Source organism: Micromonospora auratinigra (assembly GCF_900089595.1).
Taxonomy (GTDB): Bacteria; Actinomycetota; Actinomycetes; order Mycobacteriales; family Micromonosporaceae; genus Micromonospora; species Micromonospora auratinigra.
This window is the reverse complement of sequence record NZ_LT594323.1, coordinates 6,035,096-6,061,741: the sequence shown is the minus strand read 5'-3', so window position 1 is coordinate 6,061,741 and position 26,646 is coordinate 6,035,096. Positions and strand designations below refer to the sequence as shown.

Annotated in this window: 22 protein-coding genes, 1 tRNA gene and 1 other RNA gene; 7 read left to right on the top strand and 17 right to left on the bottom strand. The window is 73.2% G+C overall.

The genetic code is table 11. The features are described 5' to 3' along the window. Positions 1 to 41: 41 nt before the first annotated feature. Complete coding sequence (locus tag GA0070611_RS27655; protein WP_091670828.1) at positions 42 to 959, bottom strand: lytic polysaccharide monooxygenase auxiliary activity family 9 protein; 918 nt, start codon at positions 957 to 959, stop codon at positions 42 to 44. Positions 960 to 1,205: 246 nt separating this feature from the next. Between GA0070611_RS27655 and GA0070611_RS27650 the strand changes: the two genes are divergently transcribed. Continuing rightward, positions 1,206 to 3,500 carry a DUF4153 domain-containing protein gene (locus tag GA0070611_RS27650; RefSeq protein WP_091670824.1) on the top strand — a complete coding sequence of 765 codons (2,295 nt, stop codon included), beginning with the start codon at positions 1,206 to 1,208 and terminating at the stop codon, positions 3,498 to 3,500. 43 nt (positions 3,501 to 3,543) lie between these two features. Here the strand turns inward: GA0070611_RS27650 and GA0070611_RS27645 are convergent, their stop codons facing one another. Together GA0070611_RS27645 and GA0070611_RS27640 are read right to left on the bottom strand one after the other, a co-directional pair. After that, positions 3,544 to 6,090, bottom strand: a complete 2,547-nt coding sequence (locus GA0070611_RS27645) for a SpoIIE family protein phosphatase (RefSeq protein ID WP_091670820.1) — start codon at positions 6,088 to 6,090, stop codon at positions 3,544 to 3,546. 101 nt (positions 6,091 to 6,191) lie between these two features. Then, complete coding sequence (locus GA0070611_RS27640; RefSeq protein ID WP_091673525.1) at positions 6,192 to 6,818, bottom strand: GNAT family N-acetyltransferase; 627 nt, start codon at positions 6,816 to 6,818, stop codon at positions 6,192 to 6,194. 239 nt (positions 6,819 to 7,057) lie between these two features. Between GA0070611_RS27640 and GA0070611_RS27635 the strand changes: the two genes are divergently transcribed. Beyond that, the gene (locus GA0070611_RS27635; protein WP_091670816.1) at positions 7,058 to 7,633 is read left to right on the top strand and encodes a dihydrofolate reductase family protein; all 576 of its coding nucleotides are present in this window, start codon (positions 7,058 to 7,060) and stop codon (positions 7,631 to 7,633) included. Positions 7,634 to 7,704: 71 nt separating this feature from the next. On the opposite strand, the gene GA0070611_RS27630 is transcribed toward GA0070611_RS27635, so the two are convergent. Together GA0070611_RS27630 and GA0070611_RS27625 are read right to left on the bottom strand one after the other, a co-directional pair. Next, a tRNA-Ala gene (locus tag GA0070611_RS27630) sits at positions 7,705 to 7,777 on the bottom strand. A 90-nt stretch (positions 7,778 to 7,867) separates the two neighbouring features. Then, entirely contained in the window at positions 7,868 to 8,458 is a 591-nt protein-coding gene (locus GA0070611_RS27625; RefSeq protein WP_091673523.1) for a YqgE/AlgH family protein, read from the bottom strand. Positions 8,459 to 8,611: 153 nt separating this feature from the next. Here GA0070611_RS27625 and GA0070611_RS27620 point away from each other — a divergent pair, with 153 nt between their 5' ends. Together GA0070611_RS27620 and mdlC are read left to right on the top strand one after the other, a co-directional pair. After that, the gene (locus GA0070611_RS27620; RefSeq protein ID WP_091670813.1) at positions 8,612 to 9,415 is read left to right on the top strand and encodes an S-methyl-5'-thioadenosine phosphorylase; all 804 of its coding nucleotides are present in this window, start codon (positions 8,612 to 8,614) and stop codon (positions 9,413 to 9,415) included. Positions 9,416 to 9,531: 116 nt separating this feature from the next. Beyond that, positions 9,532 to 11,127, top strand: coding sequence for a benzoylformate decarboxylase (mdlC, locus tag GA0070611_RS27615; RefSeq protein ID WP_091670810.1), 1,596 nt, complete (start codon positions 9,532 to 9,534; stop codon positions 11,125 to 11,127). Positions 11,128 to 11,142: 15 nt separating this feature from the next. Here mdlC and GA0070611_RS27610 read toward each other — a convergent pair whose 3' ends face one another. From GA0070611_RS27610 to pruA, 10 genes are all read right to left on the bottom strand, one after another. Further along, entirely contained in the window at positions 11,143 to 12,171 is a 1,029-nt protein-coding gene (locus GA0070611_RS27610) for a hypothetical protein (protein WP_091670805.1), read from the bottom strand. A gap of 40 nt (positions 12,172 to 12,211) precedes the next feature. Next, positions 12,212 to 12,676: a hypothetical protein gene (locus tag GA0070611_RS27605; RefSeq protein WP_091670800.1), complete on the bottom strand. Its 465-nt coding sequence runs from the start codon at positions 12,674 to 12,676 to the stop codon at positions 12,212 to 12,214. A 118-nt stretch (positions 12,677 to 12,794) separates the two neighbouring features. Continuing rightward, positions 12,795 to 13,460: a hypothetical protein gene (locus GA0070611_RS27600; RefSeq protein ID WP_091670795.1), complete on the bottom strand. Its 666-nt coding sequence runs from the start codon at positions 13,458 to 13,460 to the stop codon at positions 12,795 to 12,797. A gap of 198 nt (positions 13,461 to 13,658) precedes the next feature. Continuing rightward, positions 13,659 to 14,034, bottom strand: a transfer-messenger RNA (tmRNA) gene (gene ssrA, locus GA0070611_RS27595). A gap of 103 nt (positions 14,035 to 14,137) precedes the next feature. Next, positions 14,138 to 14,617 (bottom strand): SsrA-binding protein SmpB, encoded by a 480-nt coding sequence (gene smpB / locus GA0070611_RS27590; RefSeq protein WP_091670790.1) that lies wholly within the window; start codon positions 14,615 to 14,617, stop codon positions 14,138 to 14,140. Positions 14,618 to 14,748: 131 nt separating this feature from the next. Next, positions 14,749 to 15,624: a permease-like cell division protein FtsX gene (gene ftsX / locus GA0070611_RS27585; protein ID WP_091670787.1), complete on the bottom strand. Its 876-nt coding sequence runs from the start codon at positions 15,622 to 15,624 to the stop codon at positions 14,749 to 14,751. A gap of 65 nt (positions 15,625 to 15,689) precedes the next feature. After that, the gene (gene ftsE, locus GA0070611_RS27580) at positions 15,690 to 16,370 is read right to left on the bottom strand and encodes a cell division ATP-binding protein FtsE (RefSeq protein WP_091670783.1); all 681 of its coding nucleotides are present in this window, start codon (positions 16,368 to 16,370) and stop codon (positions 15,690 to 15,692) included. Positions 16,371 to 16,488: 118 nt separating this feature from the next. Beyond that, a complete protein-coding gene (gene prfB, locus GA0070611_RS27575; protein WP_091670780.1) occupies positions 16,489 to 17,610 on the bottom strand; it encodes a peptide chain release factor 2 in 1,122 nt (373 codons plus the stop codon). Between the two features lie 45 nt (positions 17,611 to 17,655). Further along, positions 17,656 to 18,171 carry a PadR family transcriptional regulator gene (locus GA0070611_RS27570; RefSeq protein WP_091670778.1) on the bottom strand — a complete coding sequence of 172 codons (516 nt, stop codon included), beginning with the start codon at positions 18,169 to 18,171 and terminating at the stop codon, positions 17,656 to 17,658. 160 nt (positions 18,172 to 18,331) lie between these two features. Further along, a complete protein-coding gene (gene pruA / locus GA0070611_RS27565) occupies positions 18,332 to 19,960 on the bottom strand; it encodes an L-glutamate gamma-semialdehyde dehydrogenase (RefSeq protein WP_091670773.1) in 1,629 nt (542 codons plus the stop codon). Positions 19,961 to 20,420: 460 nt separating this feature from the next. On the opposite strand from pruA, the gene GA0070611_RS27560 reads away from it, so the two are divergent. After that, the gene (locus GA0070611_RS27560) at positions 20,421 to 21,473 is read left to right on the top strand and encodes a hypothetical protein (protein ID WP_091670770.1); all 1,053 of its coding nucleotides are present in this window, start codon (positions 20,421 to 20,423) and stop codon (positions 21,471 to 21,473) included. Between the two features lie 60 nt (positions 21,474 to 21,533). Here GA0070611_RS27560 and GA0070611_RS27555 read toward each other — a convergent pair whose 3' ends face one another. Continuing rightward, on the bottom strand, positions 21,534 to 22,043 hold the full coding sequence (locus GA0070611_RS27555) for a DUF6912 family protein (protein ID WP_091670767.1): 510 nt from the start codon (positions 22,041 to 22,043) through the stop codon (positions 21,534 to 21,536). A 206-nt stretch (positions 22,044 to 22,249) separates the two neighbouring features. Between GA0070611_RS27555 and GA0070611_RS27550 the strand changes: the two genes are divergently transcribed. Both GA0070611_RS27550 and GA0070611_RS27545 read left to right on the top strand, forming a co-directional pair. Continuing rightward, entirely contained in the window at positions 22,250 to 22,480 is a 231-nt protein-coding gene (locus GA0070611_RS27550; RefSeq protein WP_197675807.1) for a helix-turn-helix transcriptional regulator, read from the top strand. Between the two features lie 102 nt (positions 22,481 to 22,582). Then, positions 22,583 to 23,188, top strand: coding sequence for an Rv3235 family protein (locus GA0070611_RS27545; RefSeq protein WP_091670764.1), 606 nt, complete (start codon positions 22,583 to 22,585; stop codon positions 23,186 to 23,188). A gap of 524 nt (positions 23,189 to 23,712) precedes the next feature. On the opposite strand, the gene secA is transcribed toward GA0070611_RS27545, so the two are convergent. Beyond that, the gene (gene secA / locus GA0070611_RS27540; protein WP_091670761.1) at positions 23,713 to 26,619 is read right to left on the bottom strand and encodes a preprotein translocase subunit SecA; all 2,907 of its coding nucleotides are present in this window, start codon (positions 26,617 to 26,619) and stop codon (positions 23,713 to 23,715) included. Between the last annotated feature and the right edge of the window lie 27 nt (positions 26,620 to 26,646).

Here is a 26,646-nt window from a genome sequence, read left to right as displayed (position 1 = left end):
CCTTCACCCGCACCCGGCGGTGACAAGGGGCCCTTCCTTGCTCACCAGATCCGGCGACGGCCCGCGCGGTGGTTGCGGATGCCACAGGGGCGGCCCACCGGTGGGCCGCCGGCCCGTCGCAGCCGGAGCCCGACCGCGGCCACCAGCAGCACGGTGAGCACCACCGCCGCGCCCACCACCAGCGGCAGGCGGGGGCCGCCGGTGTCGGTCACGGCCGCCACCGGCACCCCGTCGGCCGGCACGCCGGCCCCGGTCCCGGCGCCCGCCGGGGCGGCGGCCCGCGGGGAGCCGGCGGGCCGCGACGACCCGGCCGGGGCGGCGGCGGTACGCGGCGACCCGGCCGCCCGGAACAGCACGTCCGAGCAGGAGTAGTAGGTGTCCTGGGTGTCGGAGTTCTGCCAGATGACGTAGATGATGTGCCGGCCGCTCCGGCCCGCCGGCAGCCGCCCCGGCATCTGGTACGCCCCGTCGCGCACCGGTGGGTCGGTCGCCGTCAGGAACGGTTCCCGCTCCAGGTCGGCCCAGGTCAGCCGGCGGGTCGGGGCGTAGCTGCGGGTGGTGGCGTAGAACCGGAACGTGCCCTTGTGCGGGATGGTGGTCCGGTAGCGGAAGGTGAACCGGCTGCCGGCGGTGACCGTGGTGGCCGGCCAGTCGGCTCGCGGCAGGTCCAGCCCCCGGTACGCGGAGAGCCCACCGCTGCACAGCTCACCGTCGGGAATGCGCTCCCGGTCCCGACCGTCCACCCGGGCGACCCGGATGTTGTCCCACTCGCGTACGGCCGCGCCCGCCGCGACGGCCGCCCGGCAGGCCGCGGTGTCGGCCCGGCCGCCCTCCGGACCGCAGGCGGCCGACCGGCTCAGCGGGCTGCTGGGCGCACCGTGCGCGCCGGCCGGCCCGGCGGCGCAGAGCAGGATCGCGGCAACGGCCGCGGTGGCGGCGAGCGTGCGGCGTACGACCATGTGATCGACCTCCGGCCACTGGTACGGGCGCGGGCCGGCAAAGGTTCGACGGGCACCCCGACGTGCCGGACACCACAGCCGACCGCGCTTCCGTGGGGGCGACGGGGCGGGCCGTCGCCCGGGCCGGGGCGACCCGGTCACCGGCGCGGCCCGCGTCTGCTGACCGAACGGACGGCCGGTCGGGGCGGCGGCGGACCGTCGGCACGCCATACAGTGACGGGCACCCCGTGATCAAGGAGTGTGCTCGTGTCCGAGCCGCCGGCAACGCCAGAATCGCCCGACGCCGCCCCCGCGGCCGACGGCCCGGCGGGCGACGTCCCGCCGCAACTGCTCGTCGCGCCCGCCGTGGCCGGCGCACCACCCGGCCTGCGGTGGCCCGGCCCGGAGGGGCAACCGGCCTGGGCGATCCCGGTGACCGTGCCGCCCGGCACCCACGGCTACGCGATCTTCCTGCCTCTGGTGCCGGCCGCCGAGGGCGCGGTCCCGATGCCGCAGATGCTGGTCCCGGCGCCCGGCGTACCCGCCCAGGCGGCCGCGCCGGCCGTCGAGACCGGTACCGACGCGGCGGCCGCCACCCCGGCCGGCCCGGCGCTCGCCGCGCGGACCGGCACCACGCCCGCCGGCCCGGCGGCCCCCGCCCAGGCCGGACCGACGCCGGGGGCAGCCGGCACCGACGCCGCGACGGATGCCGCCGCCGGCCCGGACTCCGATGCCGGCACGCGATCCACCGGTGACGCGGGAGCCACCGAGCCGGCGGGCGACACCACCGGTGCGGCCGGTCCGGACCTCGCCGGCGCGACGGAGCCCGGACTGCCGACCGGCACCGCCGGGACTGCCGCCCCGGCCGGACCACAGCTCGGCCCGGACGGCCGGCCCGCCGGCGCGTACCCGCCGGCGGCCACCCGAGCCCCGGCCGGCCCGCCGGTCCCGCCCGGCCCCCCGTACGGCCCGGCGGGACCGACGCAGCCGTGGCAGGTCCAGCCCGGCGGACCGTTCCACCACGCCGGCATGGGCTGGCAGCCCCGGCCCCGCGAGCCCCGCACCTCGTTCCTCGGCGCGCGCTGGCCGGGACCGAAGCCGGCCACCGGTCGGGCCGTCCCGTTCGCGGTGCTGGCCGGCGCGCTGGGCGCCGCGTTCTTCGTACCGCTGAGCCGGGTCGGGATCGGCTGGTTCCTCGGCTGGTTGACGCTGACCCTCGGCGTGCTGCTGGCCGTACGCCGGCGCAGCGCCGACCTGCCGCGTACCGAACGGCTGATCCGGGGCGGCTGGGCGGTGGCGGCCCTGGCGCTGCTGGCCGTACTGGCCTTCCGCAACGCCTGGTGGCTGGTGACCTTCTGCGTGCTCGGCGCGTTGGGCTGCGCGACCCTGGCCATCGTCGGCGGCCGGCTGGTCCGCTCGATCCTGTTCGGCCTGGTCGCCACGCCGTTCGCGGCGTTCCGCGGCCTGCCCTGGGTTCGCCGGCACGTCACCGCCTCCCCCGAGGCGTCGACGGTACGCAAGGTGGCCGGCTCGGTCGCCGCCACCGTGCTGGTGCTGCTGGTCTTCGGCGCCCTGCTCGCCTCGGCCGACGCGGCCTTCAACCAGGTGCTCGCCAAGATCGTCCCCGACATCAACGTCGCGTCGGTGTTCCGGGGGCTCTTCCTGGCGGTGGTCGGCGGGCTGATCGCGGTCGCCGCGGTCTACACGCTGGCCGCCCCGCCCGACCTGTCCAGCGTGGACACCCCGAGCAGCCGCCGCCTCGGCCTGCTGGAGTGGGCCCCGGCGATCGGGGCGCTGACCCTGCTCTTCGCCGGCTTCGTGGTGGTGCAGTTCACCGTGCTGTTCGGCGGGCAGCAGCACGTGCAGAAGGTCGCCGGCCTGAGCTACTCCGAGTACGCCCGCAGCGGTTTCTGGCAGCTGCTCTTCGTCACCCTGCTGACCCTGGCCGTGCTCGGCGGGGTCAGCCGCTGGGCCAGCCGCGAGCGGTCGGCCGAGCGGCTCGCGCTGCGGGTGCTGCTGGGCCTGCTCAGCGCGCTGAGCGTGGTGATCGTGGTGTCCGCGCTGTCCCGGATGTGGACGTACCAGAAGGTCTACAGCTTCACCGGAGAGCGGATCTTCGTGATGGCGTTCGAGCTGCTGCTCGGCGCGGTCTTCCTGATGGTGCTCGCGGCCGGCGTGCGGTGGCGGGGCCGGTGGATCCCCGGCACGACCGTGGCGCTCGCCGTGGCGATGCTGCTCGGCCTGGCGGTGCTGAACCCGGAGGACTACGCCGCCCGGCGCAACATCGTCCGGTACGAGCAGACCGGCAAGATCGACGCCTGGTACCTGCGGGCGCTCTCCGCCGACGCCACGCCCGCCCTCGGCGAGCTGCCCGACCCGGTCCGCCGCTGCACACTGAGCTGGATCGCGAAGGACCTGAAGGAGCCCGACCCCTGGTACGCCTGGAACCTGGGCCGGTACCGGGCCCGGCAGACCCTCGACCGGCTCGGCAAGGGCGCGGTCGGCGGTCCGAAGGACTGCCGCAAGGCCGACCAGTTCGACCTGCCGAAGACGCGCCGGTGAACCCACGGTGGGCCGGTCGGCAACCCGCCGCCCGGCCCACCGGTCAGTCCTCGGCCGCCCGGCCGACGCGCAACGCGACGATCGCGATGTCGTCGCTGGCCGGGCCGTGCTGGTACGCCTCCACCCCGGCGCGGACGTGGGCGACCAGCCGCTCCGGGGCGGTGTCCGGGGCGGTCCGCAGCAGCTCCACCAGGCGGTCCTGGCCGAACAGCCCGGCCGGCCCGCGCGCCTCGAGGACGCCGTCGGTGTAGAGCAGCACGGTGTCCCCCGGCGCCAGCGGCACCGCCCGCTGCTCCAGCCGCACCTCCGGGAAGGCGCCGACGAGCATCCCCGGCACGGTCACCACGTCGACCGAGGCGTCGGCCCGCCGCACCAGCGCGGGCGGGTGACCACCGGAGGCGAGGAGCAGCTCGGCCCCCTCGTCGTGCAACCGCAGCCGACCGCAGACCACGGTGAGGAACCGGTCGATGTCGGTGTCCTCCCAGAGCCGGGTGTGCAGCCGGCGCAGCGCGTCCGCCGGCTCGTCGGTCGCGGCGGTGATCCGCAGGGTGTGCCGGGCCAGGCCGGTCACCGAGGCGGCGTCCACCCCGCGGCCGGCCACGTCGCCGATCACCACCGTCCATTCCCGACCGGCGGAGCCGGCGACCGCGAAGACGTCGTAGAAGTCGCCGCCGACCTCGGCCGCGTCACCGGCGACGTACACCGCCGCCAGATCCACGCCGGGTATCGCCGGCAACCGCGACGGCAGCAGGCTGCGTTGCAGGCGCAGGGCGGTGCGGTGCTCCCGCTCGTAGAGCTGCGCCCGGGCCAGCGCCTGACCGGCCAGGCCGGCCAGGGTCGCCAGCAGACTGCGCTGTTCGTCGTCGAAGGCCTGCCCGTCCCGGTACGCGAAGGTGAGCATGCCGGCGGCCGTGCCCCGACCGCGCATCGGCATCATCGCCCAGGCTGCGTGCCCGGTGCGCGCCTGCGCCTCGGTGAGCTGCGGATACTCACGGAGCATGGCGGCCAGCTCCGGGTAGTACGCGGGCTCGTCGGAGCGGTAGGCGACGGCGATGGGATGGTCGGCGTCGACGGTCAGGACCCGCCAGCGCTCCGGTGACTCCTGACCGGTGGGCGCGAAGCGCAACTGCCGACCCAGCTCGTCGAGGAGCGCCACCGATGCCACGTTGGCCTCGGCGGCGCGGGCTCCCGCCGTACCCACCGCGAGGGCCACCTCGGCGACGGAGACCGCCTGGGACAGCGCCTCGGTGAAGGCCTGCACGTGGCGCGCCCGCCGCTCCTCCCTGCGCCGCCGGGTCACCTCGGTCACGAAGAGCGCCACCGCCGCGGTCCGGCCACCCGGCCCCGGTACGCCGAAGAAGCTGCTCAGCCAGGTCCGGCCCGCGGTGACGGTCTCCACATCGCGGACCACACCGGTCTCGGCGACCTCGCGCATCACCGGCTCGACCAGCGGAGCCAGTTCGGGCAGCAGGTCGGGCAGGCGCCGGCCGAGATGGTCGGCGACCGACCGGCCGTTCCAGTCGGCGAGGGTCCGGTTGATCTTCAGATACCGCAGCCCGGTGTCGAGCAGGGCGACCCCGACCGGGGCGTTCTCGACCAGGGTGTCCAGCACGGTCAGGGTGTCCGCCCGCTCGGCGGCCAACTGCTCGACACCGAGGGTCTCCTCGTCGGCGACCTCGTCGAAGACCGCCGCCAGGCCGATCGGGCCGGTCGGGGACGCCCCGACCACCGGGTAGTAACTGCCCCGCCAGCGCCGCTCCCCGGCCCGACCCGGGGTCCGGCCCACGATGTCGTGGTTGAGCAGCGGGCGGCCGGTGCGCAGCACCCCGCGCAGCTCGACGTCGAACGACTCGGGCAGGTCGGGCAGCACCTCCCGCAGGTGCCGGCCGAGGTGCTCGTCGGGGGTCCGCCCGTTGATCGCGGCGGCCCGCTGGTTGACCAGGGTGAAGCGCAACTCCCGGTCCAGCACGCTGACCCCGACCGGCAGGTGCAGCAGCACGGTCTCCAGCAGCGCCTGGTCGATGCCCTGGGCACCCGCCCCGCGGACCAGGTGCGCGAGGGCCGACGTGGTGGGCAGCGGGGCCGGATCGTCGGGCACCGGCCGCCGGGATCCGTACGGCAGGCCGGCGGCGCGCACCCGCTCGGCGGCGTACCCGGCCAGCCGGATCAGGGTCTGGGTCGCGCCGGCCGGCGGGGTGCCCCGGAACCCCATGCTCATCGCCCCGATCACGGTCCGCTCCGACCCCGCTTCGGGATGCCAGACCGGCGCGGTGACCAGCCCTTCGACGTCGGCGGTCGGGACGCTGGCGGTCGCCGGGAACCGGATCAGGCGCTCCCGGAACGACCCGGCCTCCAGCGGCTCACCGGTGCGCGCCGACCGGGCGATCGCCACCGGCGCGCCCAGCGGGAACCGGGACCAGGTCTCGGCCACCTCCGGCACCATGCCGGCCTGCCAGACGAGGTCCAGGTGGTCGCCCGCCTCGTCGAGCAGGACCAGCACCACCACCTCGGCGTGCGCCTGGCGCAGCACGTCGGCCGGGAGCAGGTCGTCCGCGCCGTCCCTGGCCACCTGCTCGGTCCGACCCGGCACCCTGCCCCTTCCGTCGCTGAGGAGGGCCGGCTGCGACCCGGTACGACGGTACAACCGCACCGGTCAGCGGGCGAGCCCCGGCAGGACGCCGGTCGGCCAGGTCACCCCGGTACCCGCTCGCCGCGGCTCGCCCGCCACATCTCCCGGGTCATCTCGTACGCGACCTCACCCTGCTCGGTGCCGGGCACCGGGTCGTCCCACGACGGGTACCAGGTCCGCACGTAGCGCATGCCGACGGCGGCCATCACCCCGCGCGATCCGGCGTTGACCGTCATGGTCTGGGCGATCACCCGGCGCTGCCCGACCGTGTCGAAGGCGTGCCGCAGCAACTCCCGGGACGCCTCGGTGGCCAGCCCCCGGCGCCAGTACCGGCGGTGCAGGCGGTAGCCCAGTTCGGCCACGGTGGGGTCGTCGGGCTGGTCGGGGCCGTTCGCCGGGGGCAGCATCAGCAGGCCGACGAACTCGCCCACCGCCTCGTCGGCCGGCGCGGTCGAGCCGGGTGCCGCGTCGCCGGAGCCGAACGCCATCCAGAAGCCCAGGCCGTCGACGGGGCGGGCCAACGCTCGTCGCCGCGCGTGCGAGGTGAGCACCTCCTCGCGGGTCCGCGCCCGCGGGTACAGGTAGCGCAGCACCTGCGGGTCCGCGTCGAGCGCGATCTCCAGGTCGAGGTGCCGGTCGGCCAACGGCACGAGCAGCAGGCGTTCGGTACGCAGGATCGGCTGGGGCATGGGCGCCACCATCGCACAGGCCGGCCCCGGGGACGATCCGGTTTCGCGGCGGCACGGGGCGCACGGTTGCGCCCGGCTCCAGTATCGTGGCCGGAAGCGCGCGTGATCCAGATCACCCGCTCGCCGAGGGCTGGTTGATGTCCCCCTTTCCGGAGCTACCGGATGGGCCGCCGCCTTCCTGGCCGACGGTCGGCCCTCTGCCCATCGATGTCAGCACTGCACGATCCGAGGAGTCATCTGTGCGTACCCTGATCGCCACCGCGTTCGTCTCGCTCGACGGCGTCATCGAGGCGCCCGGCGGGGAACCCGGATACCGCAACTCGGGCTGGACCTTCAAGGACATCGCCTTCGACGAGGCGGCGTACGAGATCAAGGGCCGGGAGCAGGAGGAAGCCGCGGCCATGCTGCTCGGCCGGGTCAGCTACCAGGCGTTCGCGCCGGTGTGGCCGACCATGACCGCCGAGTTCCCCCGCTACAACGCGATGCCGAAGTACGTGGTCTCGACCACGCTTCAGCAGCAGGACCTGGTCGACAACTGGGGAGAGACGGTCATCCTCCGCTCCCTGGACGACGTCGCCGCGCTCAAGGAGACCGAGGGCGGGCCGATCAGCATCCACGGCAGCGCCACCCTGAACCGCAACCTCTCCGACGCCGGCCTGATCGACCGCTACCACCTGCTGCTCTACCCGGTCCTGCTCGGGGCGGGCAAGCGACTGTTCAGCGACACCGACCGGGACAAGCAGAACCTCACGCTCGTCGAGAGCGCGACCTACGCCAACGGCATCCAGAAGCTGGTCTACGACGTCAACCGCTGAGGCTGCCCCGCCCGGATACGACAAACGCCCTGGTGAGGGATGATTCCCGCACCAGGGCGTTTGCGCTCGGGTGGAGCCGAGGGGACTCGAACCCCTGACCCCCACACTGCCAGTGTGGTGCGCTACCAGCTGCGCCACGGCCCCTTGCTGTCGTCCCCGGTCGCCCGGGCACGGAGAGAACTATACACACGCCGGCCGGCATGGTCATCTCGCGGGGGTACCCCTGGTCGGTGGTCAGTTCAGCGCCACGTCCGCGGGGAAGTGGGCGACCGCCGCCATCATGCCGCCCTGCCGGCGCAGCACCATCGGCCAGAGATCGTCGGGCCGGTCGACGAAGGCGTCCCCCGGCAGGGCGTCGAGGACGAACCAGGAGCCCTCCTCGATCTCCCGTTCGAGCTGGCCGGCACCCCAGCCGGAGTAGCCGGCGAAGACCCGGATCCCACCGACGGCGTCGCGCAGCCGCTCCGGGTCGACCGACAGGTCGATCGTGCCGACCGCGCCGGAGACCTTGTGGAACCCCTTCACCGGCGTGATCGGGTGCCGCAACCGGGCCAGGCAGATGGCCGAGTCGGGCTGCACCGGGCCGCCCTCGAAGAGCACCGCCGGGTGACGGGCCAGGTCGCTCCAGTCACCCAGCACGTCGGCCACCGGCACCTCGGTGGCGCGGTTGAGCACCACGCCGAGCGCGCCGCCGGGCTCGTGGGCGACCAGCAGCACGACGGTACGGTCGAAGTTCGGGTCCTTGAGCGTCGGAGTCGCGACCAGCAGCCGCCCGGTCATCGAGTCCATGGCCCGGCCACCGATCGCCTGTCCCTCACCCTGCATGTCCGACACCCGTCAGCCGCACGCCGGTACGGCGTACCCGACGTCCCCGGCCCTCCGCGCTGTCACCGCCATGCCACGCACCATAGCCTGCACCCCGTCCGCTGGTTAAGGTCTGACGGGCGGGTGATCGGGACAGGATCGAGGGAGGGCCGGATGGGTCCAACGGCCGAGCTGGCAGTGATCGGTGGATCGGGCCTCTACGCCCTGCTCGACGGCGCGACGGAACACGAGGTGGAGACGCCCTACGGCGCCCCGTCGGGCCGGGTGACCATCGCCGAGGTCGGCGGTCGCCGGGTGGCGTTCCTGCCCCGGCACGGGCGCGACCACCGCCACCCTCCGCACCGGATCCCGTACCGGGCGAACCTCTGGGCGCTGCGCTCCCTCGGCGTACGCCAGGTGCTCGCGCCCTGCGCGGTCGGTGGGCTCCGGCCGGAGCTGGGCCCGGGCACCTTCGTGGTGCCCGACCAGCTCATCGACCGCACCAGCGGCCGGGTGCAGACCTACTACGACACCGGCGCGGTGCACGTCTCCTTCGCCGACCCCTACTGCCCGGTCGGGCGGCACACCCTGCTCGACGCGGCCGCCGGCCGGGGCGTGTCGGCGGTCGACGGCGGGACGATGGTGGTCGTCGAGGGACCCCGGTTCTCCACCCGGGCCGAGTCACGCTGGTACACCGCGATCGGCGGCGCGATCGTGAACATGACCGGCCACCCGGAGGCGGTGCTGGCCCGCGAGCTGGCCCTCTGCTACACCCCGATCGCCCTGGTCACCGACCTGGACGCGGGCGTGGAGGCGGGTGAGTCGGTGACCCAGGACGAGGTCTTCCGGGTCTTCGCGGAGAACATCGACGTGCTGCGGACGGTGCTGCTCGACGCGGTGGCCGCGCTGCCGGCCGCGCGGGACTGCCCGTGCGGGCACGCGCTGGACGGCATCAGCCTCCCCATCGAGCTGCCCTGAGCGCGGGACCCCGGGAAGCGCCCGACAAGCCTCCGGCGGACCGATAGATTCGGCTGGTCGGGGCACTGATCACCGAGCCGTCTCCGGCACCGCGCGGGGACGGGGGACGATCGGCGATGGCCACGGTCCGGGACAGCACCTACGAACTGCTGCGCGCCCTGGGCCTGACCACCGTCTTCGGCAACCCCGGCTCGACCGAGGAGACCTTCCTCCAGGACTTCCCCGCCGACTTCCGCTACGTGCACGCCCTGCAGGAGGCGTCGGCGGTCGCCATGGCCGACGGCTACGCCCAGGCCACCGGCCGCCCCGCGCACGTCAACCTGCACACCGCGCCGGGCACCGGCAACGGCATGGGCAACCTGGTCACCGCCTGGCACAACAAGACCCCGCTGATCGTGACCGCCGGCCAGCAGACCCGGGAGATGCTGCTGATCGAGCCCCGGCTGGCCAGCCCCCGGGCGGCCGAGCTGACCCGGCCGTACGTCAAGTGGGCCCACGAGCCGGCCCGCCCGCAGGACGTCCCGGCGGCCTTCATGCGGGCGTACGCGACCGCGGTGCAGCCGCCCGCCGGGCCGGTCTTCCTCTCCCTGCCGATGGACGACTGGGACCGCCCCGCCGACCCGCCCCCGCAGGTGCGCACGGTGGCCACCCGGACCGCCCCGGACCCGGACCGGCTGCGCGGCTTCGCCGCCGTGCTCGCCGGCAGCCGCGCCCCGGTGCTGGTGCTCGGCGCGGCGGTGGACCGGGCCGACGGCTGGCCTGCGGCCGTGGCGCTGGCCGAGCGGCTGGCCGCCCCGGTCTGGTCCGCCCCGGCACCGGAGCGGGCCGTCTTCCCCGAGGACCACCCGCACTTCCGGGGCGTCCTGCCGTACGCCATCGGCCCGCTCGCGGCGGCGCTGCGCGGCCACGACACGGTGCTGGTCGTCGGCGCGCCGGTGTTCCGCTACTACCCGCACGTGCCGGGCGACTACCTGCCGGCCGAGGCACGCCTGCTGCACGTCACCGACGACCCGGACGAGTCGGCCCGCGCCCCGGTCGGGGAGAGCCTGCTGGGCGACGCGGGCCTGGCCCTGGCCGGCCTGCTGGAGCTGCTGCCGGCGACCGACCGGCCGGCCCCGCCCGCCCGGCCCGCGCCGGCGCCGCCCGAGGTGACCGATCCGCCGAGCGCGGACGCGCTCTTCGCGGCGCTGGCCGCGCACTGGCCGGCGGACGGGGTGCTGGTGCAGGAGTCACCGTCCAACCTGGCCGCGCTGCGCCGCCAACTGCGGGTGGGCCGGCCCCGCTCGTACTTCACCATGGCCAGCGGCGGTCTCGGGTTCGGCCTGCCGGCGGCGGCGGGGATCGCGCTGGCCGAGCGGGACACCGGGCGCGGCCGCCCGGTGGTGGCGGTGATCGGCGACGGCTCGATGCACTACTCGGTGCAGGCACTCTGGACGGCCGCCCGGCTCGGCCTGCCGCTGGCCGTCGTGGTCCCGGTGAACCGGCAGTACGCGATCCTCAAGGCGTTCGCCGAGCTGAAGCACACCCCCGGCGTGCCGGCCCTGGACCTGCCCGGGCTGGACGTGACCGCGGTGGCGCGCGGCTACGGCTGCGCGGCCGGCGTGGTGGAGTCGTTGGACGCCCTCGGCCCGGCACTGGACACGGCGCTCGCCGCCGACCGGCCGACCGTGCTGGCGGTGCCGATCAGCACCGAGGTGCCCCGGATCCTGTGACCGGTCCGGGCCGACTCAGCGGCGGCCCACCACCAGCGCCTGGCCGCTGCCGACGTCCAGCACCGCCCGGGTGCCCACCGGGGCCTTGAGGGTGACCCGCACCGGCTTCAGCACCAGTTGGTCGGTGCACACGCCGGTCGCCGAGGTCACCCCGGCCCCGATCACCACCAGGTCGTCGCGTTCCAGCACCAGCGGGGTGGGCGCGCTGTCGCAGGCGCCGGTGCCGACGGTGTAGTCGAGGCGCGCGCCGTCCACCGCGTCCAGGTGCTGCACGGTGACCACCCCGCCGGGTACCGGCCCGCTCGGCGCGATCGGCTCGGGTACGGCCCCGACGGCACGCGGCGCGACCGCGACCCGGGCCACCGGCACCCGCAGCTCCTCCACGGTGAACAGCCAGGCCGGCACGGTGGCCGGACCCCGGCTGGTCCGGATCGTGGCGGTGCCGAGCTTCACCCCGGTCACGGTCAACGGCACGCAGGCGGTGGCGGTGTCGGTGCCGACCGGCCCGTCCGGCCCCGGCTCGATCGTCGGGCCACCCGTGCCGGGCCGACCCGACCCGTCCGGGCCCGGCTCGATGGTCGGGCCGCCCACCCCGGGCTTGCCCGGCCCCGGCCTGGGCGGCTCCATCGGCCGCCCGTCGCACGGCGGCGGGTCCCCCTTGTCCAGCTCGGCGAAGGCGGCGGCGGCACCGATCAGCGGCACGGTCAGCGTGCCGTCCGGGAAACGGACCGTCCCGTCGGCCGGGGCGCCGCCGGGCATCGGGATCTGGTCGCGGTACCAGCCGTTGCCGAACGCCACCTTGGTGTCCTCGGTGAAGCCCGGGTCGCCGGTCAGCACCGTGCCGTCCTCCAGCGGCACGTACCCGCTGCGCCAGGCCGCGCCGGGGCGCCAGGCGTCGGCGACCTGGTTCGCCCGCTGGTCGAAGGCCGGCCAGGCGCCGGCGGAGGGGCCGCCGGGCGCGGGCGCGGCCGAGCCGGCGCCGGGCGCGGCGCAGCCGGCGAGAAGGAGGAGCGGCAGGCCCAGCAGGGCGAGGGAGCGGCGCATGGTCGTTGGACGCGGCGCCGCCCCGACCGGTTCCCGGCGCTCAGTCCTCCCCGCCCAGATCCGCCTGGTACGCCTCCCACAGCAGGTCCGCGCCGCGCTGCCGGTGCCGGTGCAGCGCCCGCAGCAGCTCCCCGATCCGGCCGTGCAGCTCCTCGGCGGCCACCTCGGGTCGCTCGACGGCGTGCTGGAGGGCGGCCAGCGCCGCCACGATCAGGGCGTGTTCCCGGGTGAGCAGGCGTACCCCCCGGTCCAGCCGGGGCGCCTGGTGGCGCAGTTCGGCGTAGAGGCCGGTGGGCCCCTCGGTGAGCCGGACGTGCTCGGCGAAGCCGTGCCGCACCGGGCCGAGCCGGTGACTCAGGGCGTCCCGCCAGCCCGGCTCCCGCACCGGCACGGCCAGCGCCCGGACCAGGGCGGGCACGTCGCCGGGGAGCAGGGGCCGTCGGGCGGCGGGCGGACGGGCCGCCGGGGAGACGGTGGACGGCTGCTGGATCGGACCGGTGACCATGGGCACCTCCCGCGCTGCGGCGCTACCGCGTACAGCGATGGTGAACCCGCGCCGGCCCGCTGTCCAGGCCCCACCCCTGGCTCATCTGTCCCGTCCGCCCCAGCGGCCCCACCGGTCGCTACAGCCCCAGTGGGTTGCCCGCCATGGTGCGCAGCTGGCCGGCGAGCACGTGCGCGTCGGCGTCGCGGCCCTGGTCCGTCCGGCCGGTGCTGATCGCGTCGGCGAGGGCCCGCAACTCGTACGGCGGCAGCGTCGCCAGCCCCATGCCCTGCAACGGGATGGTGACCCGGCGGCCACTGTCCCGGTCCCGGGCCACCAGCGTCGGCACCCGCACCACGGCGTGCTCGCCGGCCTGCCGGACCACCGCCCCGCCCTGCACCTCGGCGGTGGCCAGGTCCACCGTGCGGGTGCCGAACGCGCCGCGCACCGACGCGTGCGTCCCCTCCAGCCAGGCGGCGGTACGCAGCACCCGCAGCAGCAGGTAGAGACCGAGCAGCACCATCGGCAGGCCGCAGAGCCCGACGAACCGGCCGGGCCCCAGCGGCGAGGCTGTGTCGTCGCCGGTCAGCTCCGGCGGCAGCATCCCGGGCGGCAGGTCCCGCGCGTCGTCGTAGGAGGGCATCGGGTCGCCGAAGCCGGTGAGCCGGCTGAGCATCCGGTCGGCGACCATCGGCAGCAGCACGAAGGCCGCCCCGAAGGCGGCGAAGAGGAAACCCACCACCGCGCTGAACACGCGCTGCCCCGGCGACGCCCCGACGGAGAGCCGGATCTTCTCGTTCTGCACACGCGGAGCCTAAGCCGCCCCGACAACCACCCCCAACCCCGCGCGCGATCTTGCACTTCCTGCCCCCGCAGAGCGGACATTCGCCGCGTTCTCGGGGCACAAAGTGCAAGATCGCGGGGAGGCATGGGCGGAGGGAGGGACACGGCGGGGTGGAGATGACGAAGCGCCCCGGACCGGGTGGTCCGGGGCGCTTCGTTCTGGTGGAGGTGCCGGGAATCGAACCCGGGTCCTTCGCCGGTTTGTCAGGGCTTCTCCGAGCGCAGCTCGCTGTGCCTCTACTCGGCCCCACCGCTCACGCGAGCAAGTTGGTGTGACGGGCCCAGTCGCTGATTGATCTCGCCGCACGGACCCCGCGACCGGGTCCGGTTGGCCAGCCTTCTAGCTGATGCCGGCTATCTGGGTCGAAGGCGCTCCCAGGCCGACAGACTTGCTACTCGCCTCAGGCGGCGAGAGCGAAGTCAGCGCGATTGTTCTTGGCGCTTATTGGTTTCCGACGACCGATTCTCGAGACGACGTCGGCTTCCTCGGCTCGCTTCCCCTGTCGCTGCGTACGAAGTCGAAACCAGTCACCCCCTCGAAGGGCTGCCCCTGTCGGCAGCACACCAAGCCTAACGCCTGGCGCAACCGGATTCATCCCGAGGCCGGCCGGTGGCCGACACCTGGACGAACCGGACGTCTCACTCGTCCATTCCCTTGCCGCGCCGGCCCGCCACCCGGGCGATCTCCCGGTCGGCGTCCCGCTTGGCCAGGTCCTGCCGCTTGTCGTACGACTTCTTGCCCTTGGCCAGGGCGATCTCCACCTTGGCCCAGCCGTCGGAGAAGTAGACCTGCAACGGCACCATGGTCAGGCCGCCCTCGCGGGTCTTGCCGATCAGCTTGTGGATCTCCATCCGGTTCAGCAGCAGCTTGCGGGTACGCCGGGGCTCGTGGTTGGTCCAGGTGCCCTGGGTGTACTCCGGGATGTGCATGCCGTGCAGGTAGAGCTCGCCGTCGCGCTCCTGGGCGAACGCGTCGACCAGCGACGCCCGCCCCGCCCGCAGCGACTTGACCTCGGTGCCGGTCAGCGCCATGCCCGCCTCGTACGTGTCGAGGATGGCGTAGTCGTGCCGCGCCTTCTTGTTGGAGGCGACCACCTTGCGACCCTTTTCCCGTGGCATCGGCGCCACCTCCTTCCCGTTCGGACCACGGCCACCGGCCGCGGAGCGGAGATCATGCTACCCGAATGCAAGGACCCTCCCACTCCGGTTATTCCGGCGCGGGAGGGTCCTGCGGAGAGCCGTGCGGGTGACTAGACCCGCAGGTAGAAGCGGAGCGTCACCCAGGCGGTGACCGCGCTCACCAGGCCGCCGACGGCGGCCATCAGCGGGAAGGTCAGGAAGATGTCGGACCAGGAGACGGGCGTGATCAGCCCCTCCAGGGCGGCCATCGAGCTGCTGCCCGCGACCACCTTCGCCACCGCCATCGCGACCAGGCCGAGGATCGAGCCGATCAGGCCGGCGACCACCGCCTCCAGCACGAACGGCGCCTGGATGAACCAGTTCGAGGCACCGACCAGCTTCATGACGGCGACCTCACGCCGCTTGCTGTACGCGGCCACCTGGATGGTGTTCGCGACCAGCAGCAGGGCGGCGATGGCCATCACGATCGCGATCGCCAGCGCGCCGTTCTGGAAGCCGGTCAGCACGCCGAACACCTTGTCGAGCAGCTTGCTCTGGTCGACGATCTCGTCGACGCCCTCGGTGTCCTTGTACTGGTCGTAGATGTTCTTGTACTGCTCGGGGTTCTTCAGCTTGAGGCGGTACGACTCGGGAAGCTGGTCGGGCTTGACCGCGTTCACCAGGTCCGGCGCGTCCGCGTACATCTTCTGGAAGCGCTCGTACGCCTGCTGCTTGTCGACGTACGTCACCTCCTTGACCAGCTGGTCGGCCTTGAGCTTGGCGTCGAGGTCGGTGCGCTGCTGCTCGCTGACGTCGGTCTTCAGGAAGATCGAGACCTCTACGTTCTCGTAGTAGAGGTCCTTCATGTCCCCGACCTTCTGGTACAGAAGGCCGCTGCCGCCCAGCATGAACAGCGACACCGCCATCGTGATGATCATCGCGATGGTCATGGTGACGTTGCGCCACAGTCCTACCAGTACCTCGGACAGGACGTACTTCATCCGCATCGGGAAATTCCTCCGGCTCTCCGGCTGAGGTGTTCGTCGTCAGGATCTACGGATCGGGTGACGGCTCAGCCGTAGACGCCCCGGGCCTGGTCGCGCACGATCCGGCCGCTCTCGATCTCGACGACCCGGCGGCGCATCTGGTTCACGATGTTGGAGTCGTGGGTGACCATCACGACGGTGGTGCCGGTGCGGTTGATCCGGTCCAGCAGGCGCATGATCTCGATCGAGGTGTCCGGGTCCAGGTTTCCCGTGGGCTCGTCCGCCAGCAGGATCAGCGGCCGGTTCACGAACGCCCGGGCCACCGCGACCCGCTGCTGCTCACCACCGGAGAGCTCGTGCGGGTAGCGGTGCTCCTTGCCACCGAGCCCGACCAGCTCCAGCACCTCCGGCACGACCCGGCGGGCCACCGCCTTGGTCTTGCCGATCACCTCCAGGGCGAACGCCACGTTCTCGTACGCGGTGCGGTTCGGCAGGAGCCGGAAGTCCTGGAAGACACAGCCGATGGAACGCCGGAAGTGGGGTCGCTTCCAGGAACGCATCGACGTGACGTCCTTGCCGTTCACGACGACCCGCCCCTTGTTGGGGGTGACCTCGTGCAGCAGCATCTTGATGATCGTGGACTTGCCGGAGCCGGATGGACCGATGAAGAAGACGAACTCGCCCTTCTCGATCGAGACGGACACGTTGTCGAGCGAAGGCCGGGACGCCTTCGGGTACGTCTTCGTCACTTGCTCAAGCTGAATCACGGGTCGAGAGTCTACGCGGTGTAACGGAGGAGCCAAGCCCCCAGGCCCGTCGTTGCGAGGCGCGTCATCGATTCACCCGGTCAGACGGAGATCGACGACGCGCTGCGTCCGATGCTGATCACGCACCGTCAGCGGTCAGCTGCTGCTGCTTCCGCCAGCGGATACCGGCCTCGATGAAGCTGTCCAGCTCGCCGTCGAAGACCGCGGTCGGATTGCCCGTCTCCTGCTCGGTACGCAGATCCTTCACCATCTGATACGGGTGCAGGACGTACGAGCGCATCTGGTCGCCCCACGAGCCGGCCGCGTCGGTCTTCAGGCCCGCCATCTTGGCCTGCTCCTCCTGGCGCTTGCGTTCCAGCAGCCGGGCCTGGAGCACCCGCAGCGCGGAGGCCTTGTTCTGCAGCTGGGACTTCTCGTTCTGGCAGGTGACCACGATGCCGGTCGGGATGTGGGTGATCCGGACCGCCGAGTCGGTGGTGTTGACGCTCTGCCCACCCGGGCCCGAGGAGCGGTAGACGTCGATCCGCATCTCGTTCTCGGGGATGTCGATGTGGTCGGTCTGCTCGACGACCGGCAGCACCTCGACACCGGCGAAGCTGGTCTGCCGGCGGCCCTGGTTGTCGAACGGGCTGATCCGCACCAACCGGTGGGTGCCGGACTCCACGCTCAGCGTGCCGAACGCGTACGGCACCTTGACCGTGAAGGTGGCCGACTTCAGGCCCGCCTCCTCGGCGTACGAGGTCTCGTAGACCTCGGTCGGGTAGCCGTGCCGCTCCGCCCAGCGCAGGTACATCCGCAGCAGCATCTCGGCGAAATCGGCCGCGTCCACGCCACCGGCGCCCGCCCGGATGGCGACCAGCGCCTCCCGGGAGTCGTACTCGCCGGAGAGCAGGGTGCGGACCTCCATCTCCTGGATGGCCTTGGTCAGCCCGGCCAGCTCCGACTCGACCTCGGCGAGCGCGCCCGGGTCGGACTCGTCCTGGGCCAGCTCCAGCAGCACCCCGGCGTCGTCGAGCCGGGACCGCAGGTCACCCAGCTTGCTGATCTCGCCGTTGACGTACGACAGCTGCGACGTCACCTGCTGCGCCTTGGCCTGGTCGTCCCAGAGGTCGGGGGCGGAGGCCTCCTGCTCCAGGCGGGCCTTCTGCTCGCGCAGCTTGTCGAGGTCGAGCACGGCCTCGATGTTGCGCAGGGTGGCGTCGAGTTCCTTGAGCTGTTCGGCGTAATCGGCAGCGGTCACGACAGACAAGACTACTGCCTACCTCGCCCGAGCCGCCGCAGGTGGTCAGCCGACGGGGGCGGTCTTCAGCCAGGAGAGCGCCGCCTTGTGGTACGCGACCGCGAACTCCAGCGCGCTGGCGTCGTACGGGTCGCCTTCCTTCTTGGCGTTCTTGACCTGTTCCCGCACCGCCGCCAGGGCCTCGGTGTGGTACTCGTTCGCCGAGGCGTACAGGCTCTTGAGCTGGCTCGACGAGTGCAGGTTGCCGAAGGCGATCCGTAGCGCGATCGGGTTACGGATGGTGTCCTTGCCCGGATTCTCCGCCAACCAGCGGGAGAATGTCCGTTTGCCGGCCGCCGTCAGCGCGTACGGCTGGCTCATCCGCGGCCCGGGCTTGCCGAGCCGCACCAGACCCTTCTCGGCCAGCACCGGCAGCTCCCGGTAGACCTGACTGCGGGTCATCGACCAGTACGGCGCCAGTCGGCGCTCGGCGGCGGCCATCAACTGACCGCCTGTCATCGGGCCGTCGTGCAGCAGGCCGAGCAGGGCCGCCGCCGTCGGATTGACTCCGGAATCCGCCATGCCCTCTAAGCTGCCACTTTGTCGGCATCGGCGTCCAGGATTCGCCGATTTCGCCACCCGTTGGCGGGTCCGATGTGCACTGTCGGCCGACGACAGTCCGCCGGGGACGCCCGGGCCGGCCGCCGGGGGCGCTGCGCGCGCCACCGGCGGCCGTCGGGACTCAGCCCATGTGCGGGTACGTGTGGTCGGTCGGCGGGACGAAGGTCTCCTTGATCGTCCGCGGCGACATCCAGCGGACCAGGTTGTGCCAGGAGCCCGCCTTGTCGTTGGTGCCACTGGCCCGGGCGCCGCCGAAGGGCTGCTGCCCGACCACCGCGCCGGTCGGCTTGTCGTTGATGTAGAAGTTGCCGGCCGCGTACCGCATCTTCTCGGCCACCTGGTCGACCACCCGACGGTCGGTCGCGAAGATCGACCCGGTCAGCGCGTACGGTGCGATCGACTCGGCCTGGTGGACCACGTCGGCGAACCGGGCGTCGTCGAAGACGTGCACCCCGAGGATCGGGCCGAAGTACTCGGTGGTGAAGGTCTCGTGCGCCGCGTCCGTGCACTCGAAGAGGGTCGGCCGGACGAAGTAGCCGACGGAGTCGTCGGCGGTGCCGCCGGCCAGCACCGTGCAGCTGTCGTCGCCCTTGATCAGCTCCAGCGCGGCGGAGTGCCGGCCGAACGCCTTGTCGTCGATGACCGCGCCGCCGAAGTTGCTGAAGTCGGTCACGTCGCCGTAGGTCAGCGAGTCGGCGGTGGCGGCCAGCCGGTCGCGCAGCCCGCCCTCCCAGATCGACCGGGGGACGTACGCCCGGGACGCCGCCGAGCACTTCTGCCCCTGGTACTCGTACGCGCCGCGGATCAGCGCGGTGTGCAGCGCGTCCACGTCGGCGCTGCTGTGCGCGACCACGAAGTCCTTGCCACCGGTCTCGCCGACCAGGCGCGGGTACCCCCGGTAGCGGGCGATGTTCTCGCCGACGGTCTTCCACAGGTGCTGGAACACCTTGGTGGAGCCGGTGAAGTGGATGCCGGCCAGGTCCGGGTCGGCGAGCACCACGTCGGAGACCTCCTCGCCCCGGCCGGTGACCATGTTGATCACGCCGGGCGGCAGGCCGGCGGCCTCGAAGAGGCGCATGGTGAAGTGCGCGGCGAACTGCTGGGTCGGGCCCGGCTTCCAGACCACGGTGTTGCCCAGCAGGGCCGGCGCGGAGGGCAGGTTGCCGGCGATGGCGGTGAAGTTGAACGGGGTGACCGCGTAGACGAAGCCCTCCAGCGGGCGGTGGTCGAAGCGGTTCCACACCCCCGGCGACGACTTCGGCTGCGCCTCCAGCAGCTGGCGGGCGAAGTGCACGTTGAACCGGAGGAAGTCGATGAACTCGCAGGCCGCGTCGATCTCCGCCTGCACGGCGGTCTTCGACTGGCCGAGCATGGTGGCCGCGTTCAGGGTGTCCCGCCACGGGCCGGCGAGCAGCTCGGCGGCGCGCAGGAAGATCGCGGCGCGCTCCTCGAAGGGCAGCGCCCGCCACATCGGGGCGGCGTCCTTGGCGGCCGCGACGGCGGCGCGGGCGTCCTCGTGGGTGGCGTGGCCGGTGACGCCGAGCACGTGGGCGTGCTTGTGCGGCTGGACCACGTCGATCGACTCGCCGCCGGCCATCCGCTGCTCGCCGGCGATCGTCATCGGCAGGTCGATCCGCTCGGCGGCCAGCTCGGTCAGCCGCCGCTGGAGCCGCTCCCGGTCGGCGCTGCCGGGTTCGTAGGTGTGGACCGGCTCGTTGCGCGGCTCGGGTACGGAGAACACGGCGTCCATCACAGGCTCCTGTGCGATCTCGACGGCGGTGGCGAAACCGGACCCGCGGGCACCGGCCGGACGACCGGGTGCCGGACACCGCGCGGCGTGACCGGTCGCGGCGGCGGGACCTCGGCCAATTCTTCCATGTGGCACCGCCCCGCACGCCCGCCGGTGCCACCTCAGTGGAGAACTCCGGACACGGACCGACACACCCGACCGTAGGCCGCAACCCGCCTCCACCCGAACGAACGTCAGCGAAGGCCGCCATTCACCTGCGATCCGTCGCCGGGCATCCGGGGCGGGTCGGCGCGGCGGCGGCGGTGGGCACACCCGGCCGTCCGGGGCGGGTCGGCGCGGGCGCGCCCGGGGCGGGGTGGGTGGTGGACACCGGGGGTGGGCCGGCACGACGCGTACCCTGGAGGGCCGGTGACCTGCCCGGCACGCGCGAGGCGACCCGGCGTCCGTCGAAGGGGAGACGATGAGCAAGCAGCCCGGCAGCTCCACGGCCGCGGAGCCGGACCAGCCCGAGGCCGAGGTGTCGGCGCAGCCCGTACCGGCGCAGCCCGAGGCGGCCGAGCGGCCCGGGCCGGCCGAGGTCGAGGCCGCGGAGCCGGCGGCACCCGCCGCGGACCCGGCCACCCGCACCGGGTACGCCCCCGGCACGCTGGTGCTGGCGGTGCTGGCGCTCGGCTGGCTCGGGGCGATGCTCTGGTCCACCCGGGCGGCGATCAGCTCCGCCGCCGCCGGGGTCACCGCGATCAGCCTCTCCGCGTACGCCCTGCCCGGCGTGATCACCGCCGCGCTGGTCGCCGGTGCCACGGTCGCGCTCGCCGCGACGAACCGGATCGGCCGGGCCACCCTGCGCTTCGTCGCCGCCGTCGGCGCCGGCCTGCTGGTCGGGCTCGTCGCCGCGGTGGCGGTCAACCTGACGTACGCCGACAACGCGACCACCAACACGATCGCCGGCACCACCGCCGCGGCGGCCATCATCGGCGGCGCGATGGCCGGCGCCCGTAACGCCCCCGTGGTGGGTGGGCTGGCCGGGGCCACGCTCGCCGCGCAGCTCTTCGTGGTGCTGTTCAGCCGGGCTCGCGACCCGCTCTCCGACCTCTTCGGGGCCGGTGACACCCAGCAGTCGGTGCTCGACGCCGCGAAGTGGGTGTCCCGCACGGAGTCGCTGCTCGCCGGGCTGATCGCCGGCCTGGTCGCGTTCGGCTACCTGACCTGGGCGCGCCGGCGGGCGACCCGACGGGACCCGGCGGCCCCCGCGCTGCGCTGGCCGTCGTACCTGGCCGCCGGGGCGGGCGCGGGCCTGCTCCTGCTGCTCACCGAGGTGATCATCCGGGTCGGCGGGCACGGCCTGCTCGACCTGGCCGCCGCGCTGAGCGACGCCGACCAGGTGGCGCAGACCGCGCTGGGCACCTCCCGGGTCGACAACGGCATCTGGGTGCTCTTCGTGGGCGCGCTCACCGCGCTCATCGCCTTCGGTCGCACCCTCGGCCCGACGCCGGTCGTCGAGGACGAGTCCTGACCTGACCGCCGGGCCCGTGACGTCCGTCGGACCGGCCCGGCCCGGCCGGTCCGACGGGCCTCAGGAGGCCTCGCGCAGCAGCACGTCCAGCTCGGTCGGGTCGTACCACTCCAGTTCGTGGTCCTCGGCGCCGTCGACGGTGAACTGGGCGTCCGGGTCGCCGGCCTGCGCCTCGGCGACCACCTCGGCGGCGGCCGCCACGTCGTCGACCGCCTCCGCGCCGTCCACGTGCAGCGCGGCCACCGCGCCGACCGGCACCGCGCCGGCCAGCCGGACCGCGCTGGAGCCCAGCTCGCCGCCGACCCGGCCCACCGCGCCGGCCGGCAGGTCGACCGAGACGACCACCCGGCGGCGGGGCGCGTCCGGGTCCGACCGGAGCAGCAGCAACGCGTCCTGGGCGGCGCGCGTGAAGGCGACGTACTCCAGCTCCTCCTCGTCGCCCTCCGCGTACCACTCGCGCAGTTCCGGGGTGACCGCGTGCGCCTCGGTGGCCCCGAGCCCGTCGGCGCGCAGCCGCGCGAGCATCGGGACGGTCGCCGGCACGTACACCCGGACAAGCTCGTCGGTCACCGGTGGTCTCCCCCTGCTCGGTCCCGGACCGGCGGCCGCCGGTCCCGGGCGCAGATCATGCCGTACGCCGAGACCGTCATACACCCGGCACCGGGCCGGCGGGTGGCGTCGGGCCGGCGTGTCCCGCGCGGATCCGACGCGCGGGTCGCTGGGTGACGTCGGTCGGTGATGGCAAACTGAGGCAAACGAAGCCAACCCCGGGAGTCGTGGTGGAGCCGAGGTTCCTGCTGCTGTCCGACGTGGCCGCAGAACTCAACGTGTCGGACTCGCAGGTCTACCACATGGTCCGCAGCGGTGAGCTGCCCGCGATCAAGATCGGGGGCCGCGGCCAGTGGCGGGTCGAGCGCGCCCGGCTGGAGGAATACATCCAGCAGAAGTACGCCGAGACCGCCGAGTGGGTACGCGGCAACCCGCTGACCGAGCGCGACGCCGAGTGACCGTGCCGATCCCCTGCGCCATTGACGGTCGGCACTGCCGGGCCTGAGAATGTAATCTGTCGAAGGCAAACAGAGGCAAACGCAAGGGAAGAGGCGTAGAGGATGGTCGACAGCCGCCGCCCGCTGACACCGCGACCGCCGGTCCGCCTCCGTCCCGCCCCACCCCTCGACCCGCCGGTCGTCGACGACGACCTCCCCTGGGCCGGCGCCGACCAACTCACCCTCGACCTGTTCGATCCGCAGCGGCGCGACCCACGCCGCAGCGAGCCGGACCGGCCCAGGGGTCGCCCCGTCGACGTCCGACCCGCGCCGCCCGGCCCCGGCCGACGCCCCGCCGGTCCCCCGGCCGCCGCCCTGGCCACCGCCACCCCCGAGGCCGCCCGGGCGGCCCACCGACTCGTCCGGACCTTCCTGGAGATCGTCAACGGCTACCGGCCACCCGGTCAGCTCCGCCCGCTCTGCCTGCCCGAGGCCGTCACCGCGGTGACCGCCGAGCTGACCCGGGCGGCCCGCCGGGTCGGCCCGGTGCGCCGCCGATCCGCCCGTCCCGCGCTCCAACTGCGCCGGCTACGCGTCTGCGAACCCCGCAGCGGCGCGGTCGAGGCCGCCGCCGTGCTGGCCGGCGCCGGCGGGGCCGCCTGGGCCGTCGCGCTACGCCTGGAACACCGTCGCGGCGGCTGGCTCTGCACCGTCCTCGAAGTCCTCTGACCCCACGCCCCACGCCCCACGCCCCACGCCCCACGCCCCACGCCCCACGCCCCACGCCCCACGCCCAGATCGTGCTCGATCCAGGAAGTAGTGGCTCATGACCCCTTGCCCGACACCACCCGATCCAGGATCGGGCGCGATCTTGACCAGGCGCGCAACTTCGGGGAAGTTGCTGTGTGGTGGCGGATCGAGGCGACTGTTTCCCCGAAGTTGCGCAGATCTTGGCGAGAGAAGGCAGGGCCCGGGGAGGGCACCAGGGGTCGGAAGGTGGAGACGGGGACGCCCCCGGCCAGCAGGCCGGGGCCGTCCCCGTTCAGGCCGACCCCACCCCGCCCCACCCCGTTGATCATGAAGTTGGCGGCAATGGAGGAGATCCACTTCGCCGCTAACTTCATGATCAACGCGACCGGGTGGGGGTGGGGTGGAGCACGGGTGGGGGCGGGGGCCTGGGGTGGGTGACGACGGGAACGGGGACGGGCCCCGGCCGGGTGGCCGGGGCCCGTCAGTCGATCAGGGCGGGCAGGTCAGTTGCCGCCGCCGTTGGGCGAGCCGTGGCACCGCTTGTACTTGCGGCCGGAGCCGCACGGGCAGGGCGCGTTGCGGGACGGGCCCTCGCCGGCGTCGACCTGGCCCGGGGCCGCCCGGCGGGCGGTGCTGGCCGCGATGGCCTGACCGCTCATCCCGGCGACCGGGCGACGCGGGGCCGACCCGGCGGGCCGCTCCGGCGTCGTCGCGCCACCCAGGCCGAGGGCCGGCGCCTCCTCCTCGGGACGCTCGATCACCGGCGCGCCCCGGCCGGCCTCGCCGTCGACGGCGGGCGCCGAGTACTGCAGGCCCTGCTGCTGCGGGGCACGGTTGAGGCCCTTGGCGTGGATCTCGACCGGCTTCTCCAGCAGCTGCACCTCCTCGGCCTCCGGCTCGGGCTCCTGGACCTGCACCTCGAGGTTGTAGAGGAAGCCGACCGTCTCCTCCTTGATGCCGTCCATCATGGTGGCGAACATGTCGAAGCCCTCGCGCTGGTACTCGATGACCGGGTCGCGCTGGGCGTACGCCCGCAGGCTGATGCCCTCCTGGAGGTAGTCCATCTCGTAGAGGTGCTCACGCCACTTGCGGTCGATGACCTGGAGCAGCACCATCCGCTCGAGCTGGCGTACCGCCTCCTCGCCGAGGGTCTCCTCACGCCCGTCGTACCGGGCGTGCGCGTCCTCCTTGAGGCGGGCGAGCAGGAAGTCCTGGTCGATGCCGGCCCGGGAGCCGACCTCCTCCTCCAGCTCGTCGATGGTGACGCCCACCGGGTAGAGCTGCTTGAGGTTGGACCAGAGCTGCTCGAGGTCCCAGTCCTCGGCGTAGCCGTCGCTGGTGGCACCGACGACGTACGCGGTCACCACGTCGTCGATCATGTTGCGGACCTGCTCGGAGAGGTCCTCGCCGTTGAGCACCCGGAGGCGCTCGGCGTAGATCACCTGGCGCTGCTTGTTGAGCACCTCGTCGTACTTCAGGACGTTCTTGCGGATCTCGGCGTTCTGGCCCTCGATCTGGGCCTGCGCGCTCTTGATCTGGCGGGTGACCATCTTCGACTCGATCGGCACGTCCTCCGGGATGTTGAAGCGGTCCATCACCGCCTCGACCGCACCGGCCCGGAACCGCTTCATCAGCTCGTCCTGCAGCGACAGGTAGAAGCGCGACTCGCCCGGGTCACCCTGCCGGCCGGCGCGACCGCGCAGCTGGTTGTCGATCCGGCGGGACTCGTGCCGCTCGGTGCCCAGCACGTAGAGGCCACCGGCCGCGGCCACCTCCTCGGCCTCGGCGTCGCAGGCCTGCTTCCAGGTCGGCAGGACCTCCTCCATCGCCTTGGCGTACTCCTCCGGCTGCTCGACCGGGTCGAGCCCGCGCTGGCGCAGCTCGTTGGCGGCGAGGAACTCGGCGTTGCCGCCGAGCAGGATGTCGGTGCCCCGGCCGGCCATGTTGGTGGCGACGGTGACCGCGCCCTTGCGGCCGGCCTGGGCGACGATCTCCGCTTCCTTGGCGTGGAACTTCGCGTTCAGCACCGAGTGCGGGATGCCGCGGCGACGCAGCAGCTGGGACAGGATCTCGGAGTTCTCCACCGAGACCGTGCCGACCAGCACCGGCTGGCCCTGCTCGTGCCGCTCGGCGATGTCCTCGATGACCGCGTTGAACTTGGCCTTCTCGGTCTTGTAGATCACGTCGGCCCGGTCGAGGCGGACCATCGGCCGGTGCGTCGGGATGGTCACGACGCCGACCTTGTAGACCTTGTTGAACTCGCCCGCCTCGGTCTGGGCGGTACCGGTCATGCCGGAGAGCTTGTCGTAGAGGCGGAAGTAGTTCTGGAGGGTGATGGTGGCCAGGGTCTGGTTCTCCTGCTTGATCTCCACCCCCTCCTTGGCCTCGATCGCCTGGTGCATGCCCTCGTTGTAGCGACGGCCGTGCAGGATGCGGCCGGTGAACTCGTCGACGATCAGGACCTCACCGTCGCTGACGATGTAGTCCTTGTCGCGCTTGTAGAGCTCCTTGGCCTTGATGGCGTTGTTCAGGTAGCCGACCAGCGGGGTGTTGACCGACTCGTAGAGGTTGTCGATGCCGAGCCGGTCCTCGACCCGGGCGACGCCCCGCTCGGTGACCGCGATGGTCCGCTTGGCGTGGTCGACCTCGTAGTCGCCCTCCCCGTCGGTGCCGGGCTGGAGGCGGGCGACGACGGCGGCGAACTCCTGGTACCAGCGGGCGGAGTGCTCGGCCGGGCCGGAGATGATCAGCGGGGTGCGGGCCTCGTCGATGAGGATCGAGTCGACCTCGTCGACCACGGCGAAGAAGTGGCCGCGCTGGACCAGCTCGTCCCGCGACCAGGCCATGTTGTCGCGCAGGTAGTCGAAGCCGAACTCGTTGTTCGTGCCGTAGGTGATGTCGCACTCGTACGCCGCGCGGTGCTCGTTGGCGGGGCGGTTGGGCAGCACCACGCCGACGGTGAGGCCGAGGAAGTCGTGCACCCGGCCCATCCAGGCGGCGTCGCGCTCGGCCAGGTAGTCGTTCACCGTGACCACGTGCACGCCCTTGCCGGCGAGCGCGTTCAGGTAGACCGGCATGACGGAGGTCAGGGTCTTGCCCTCACCGGTCTTCATCTCGGCGATGTTGCCGAAGTGCAGCGCCGCGCCGCCCATCACCTGGACGTCGTAGGGCCGCTGGCCGAGCACCCGCGAGGCGGCCTCCCGGCACACCGCGAACGCCTCGGGCAGCAGGTCGTCGAGGGTCTCCCCGTCGGCGAGCCGCTCCTTGAACTGGTCGGTCATGGCGCGCAGCTCGTCGTCGCTGAGGTTGACGTAGTCGTCCTCGATCGAGTTGACGGCGGCCGCGATCGCCTTCAGCCGACGCAGCATGCGGCCCTCGCCCGCGCGAAGGACCTTTTCCAGAATCGACACGGATCAACGCTCCCCTAGACAGTCTCG

Bases quoted from the DNA above. Each gene is read 5' to 3' on its own strand.
- smpB (WP_091670790.1), bottom strand. From the start codon at position 14,617: ATGCCACGGGAAAAGGGTCGCAAGGTGGTCGCCTCCAACAAGAAGGCG.
- GA0070611_RS27620 (WP_091670813.1), top strand. From the start codon at position 8,612: ATGGGTCCAACGGCCGAGCTGGCAGTGATCGGTGGATCGGGCCTCTAC.
- GA0070611_RS27570 (WP_091670778.1), bottom strand. From the start codon at position 18,171: ATGGCGGATTCCGGAGTCAATCCGACGGCGGCGGCCCTGCTCGGCCTG.
- GA0070611_RS27605 (WP_091670800.1), bottom strand. From the start codon at position 12,676: ATGGTCACCGGTCCGATCCAGCAGCCGTCCACCGTCTCCCCGGCGGCC.
- GA0070611_RS27655 (WP_091670828.1), bottom strand. From the start codon at position 959: ATGGTCGTACGCCGCACGCTCGCCGCCACCGCGGCCGTTGCCGCGATC.
- pruA (WP_091670773.1), bottom strand. From the start codon at position 19,960: ATGGACGCCGTGTTCTCCGTACCCGAGCCGCGCAACGAGCCGGTCCAC.
- ftsX (WP_091670787.1), bottom strand. From the start codon at position 15,624: ATGCGGATGAAGTACGTCCTGTCCGAGGTACTGGTAGGACTGTGGCGC.
- GA0070611_RS27610 (WP_091670805.1), bottom strand. From the start codon at position 12,171: ATGCGCCGCTCCCTCGCCCTGCTGGGCCTGCCGCTCCTCCTTCTCGCC.
- GA0070611_RS27545 (WP_091670764.1), top strand. From the start codon at position 22,583: ATGGTCGACAGCCGCCGCCCGCTGACACCGCGACCGCCGGTCCGCCTC.
- GA0070611_RS27560 (WP_091670770.1), top strand. From the start codon at position 20,421: ATGAGCAAGCAGCCCGGCAGCTCCACGGCCGCGGAGCCGGACCAGCCC.
- GA0070611_RS27625 (WP_091673523.1), bottom strand. From the start codon at position 8,458: ATGCAGGGTGAGGGACAGGCGATCGGTGGCCGGGCCATGGACTCGATG.
- GA0070611_RS27640 (WP_091673525.1), bottom strand. From the start codon at position 6,818: ATGCCCCAGCCGATCCTGCGTACCGAACGCCTGCTGCTCGTGCCGTTG.
- mdlC (WP_091670810.1), top strand. From the start codon at position 9,532: ATGGCCACGGTCCGGGACAGCACCTACGAACTGCTGCGCGCCCTGGGC.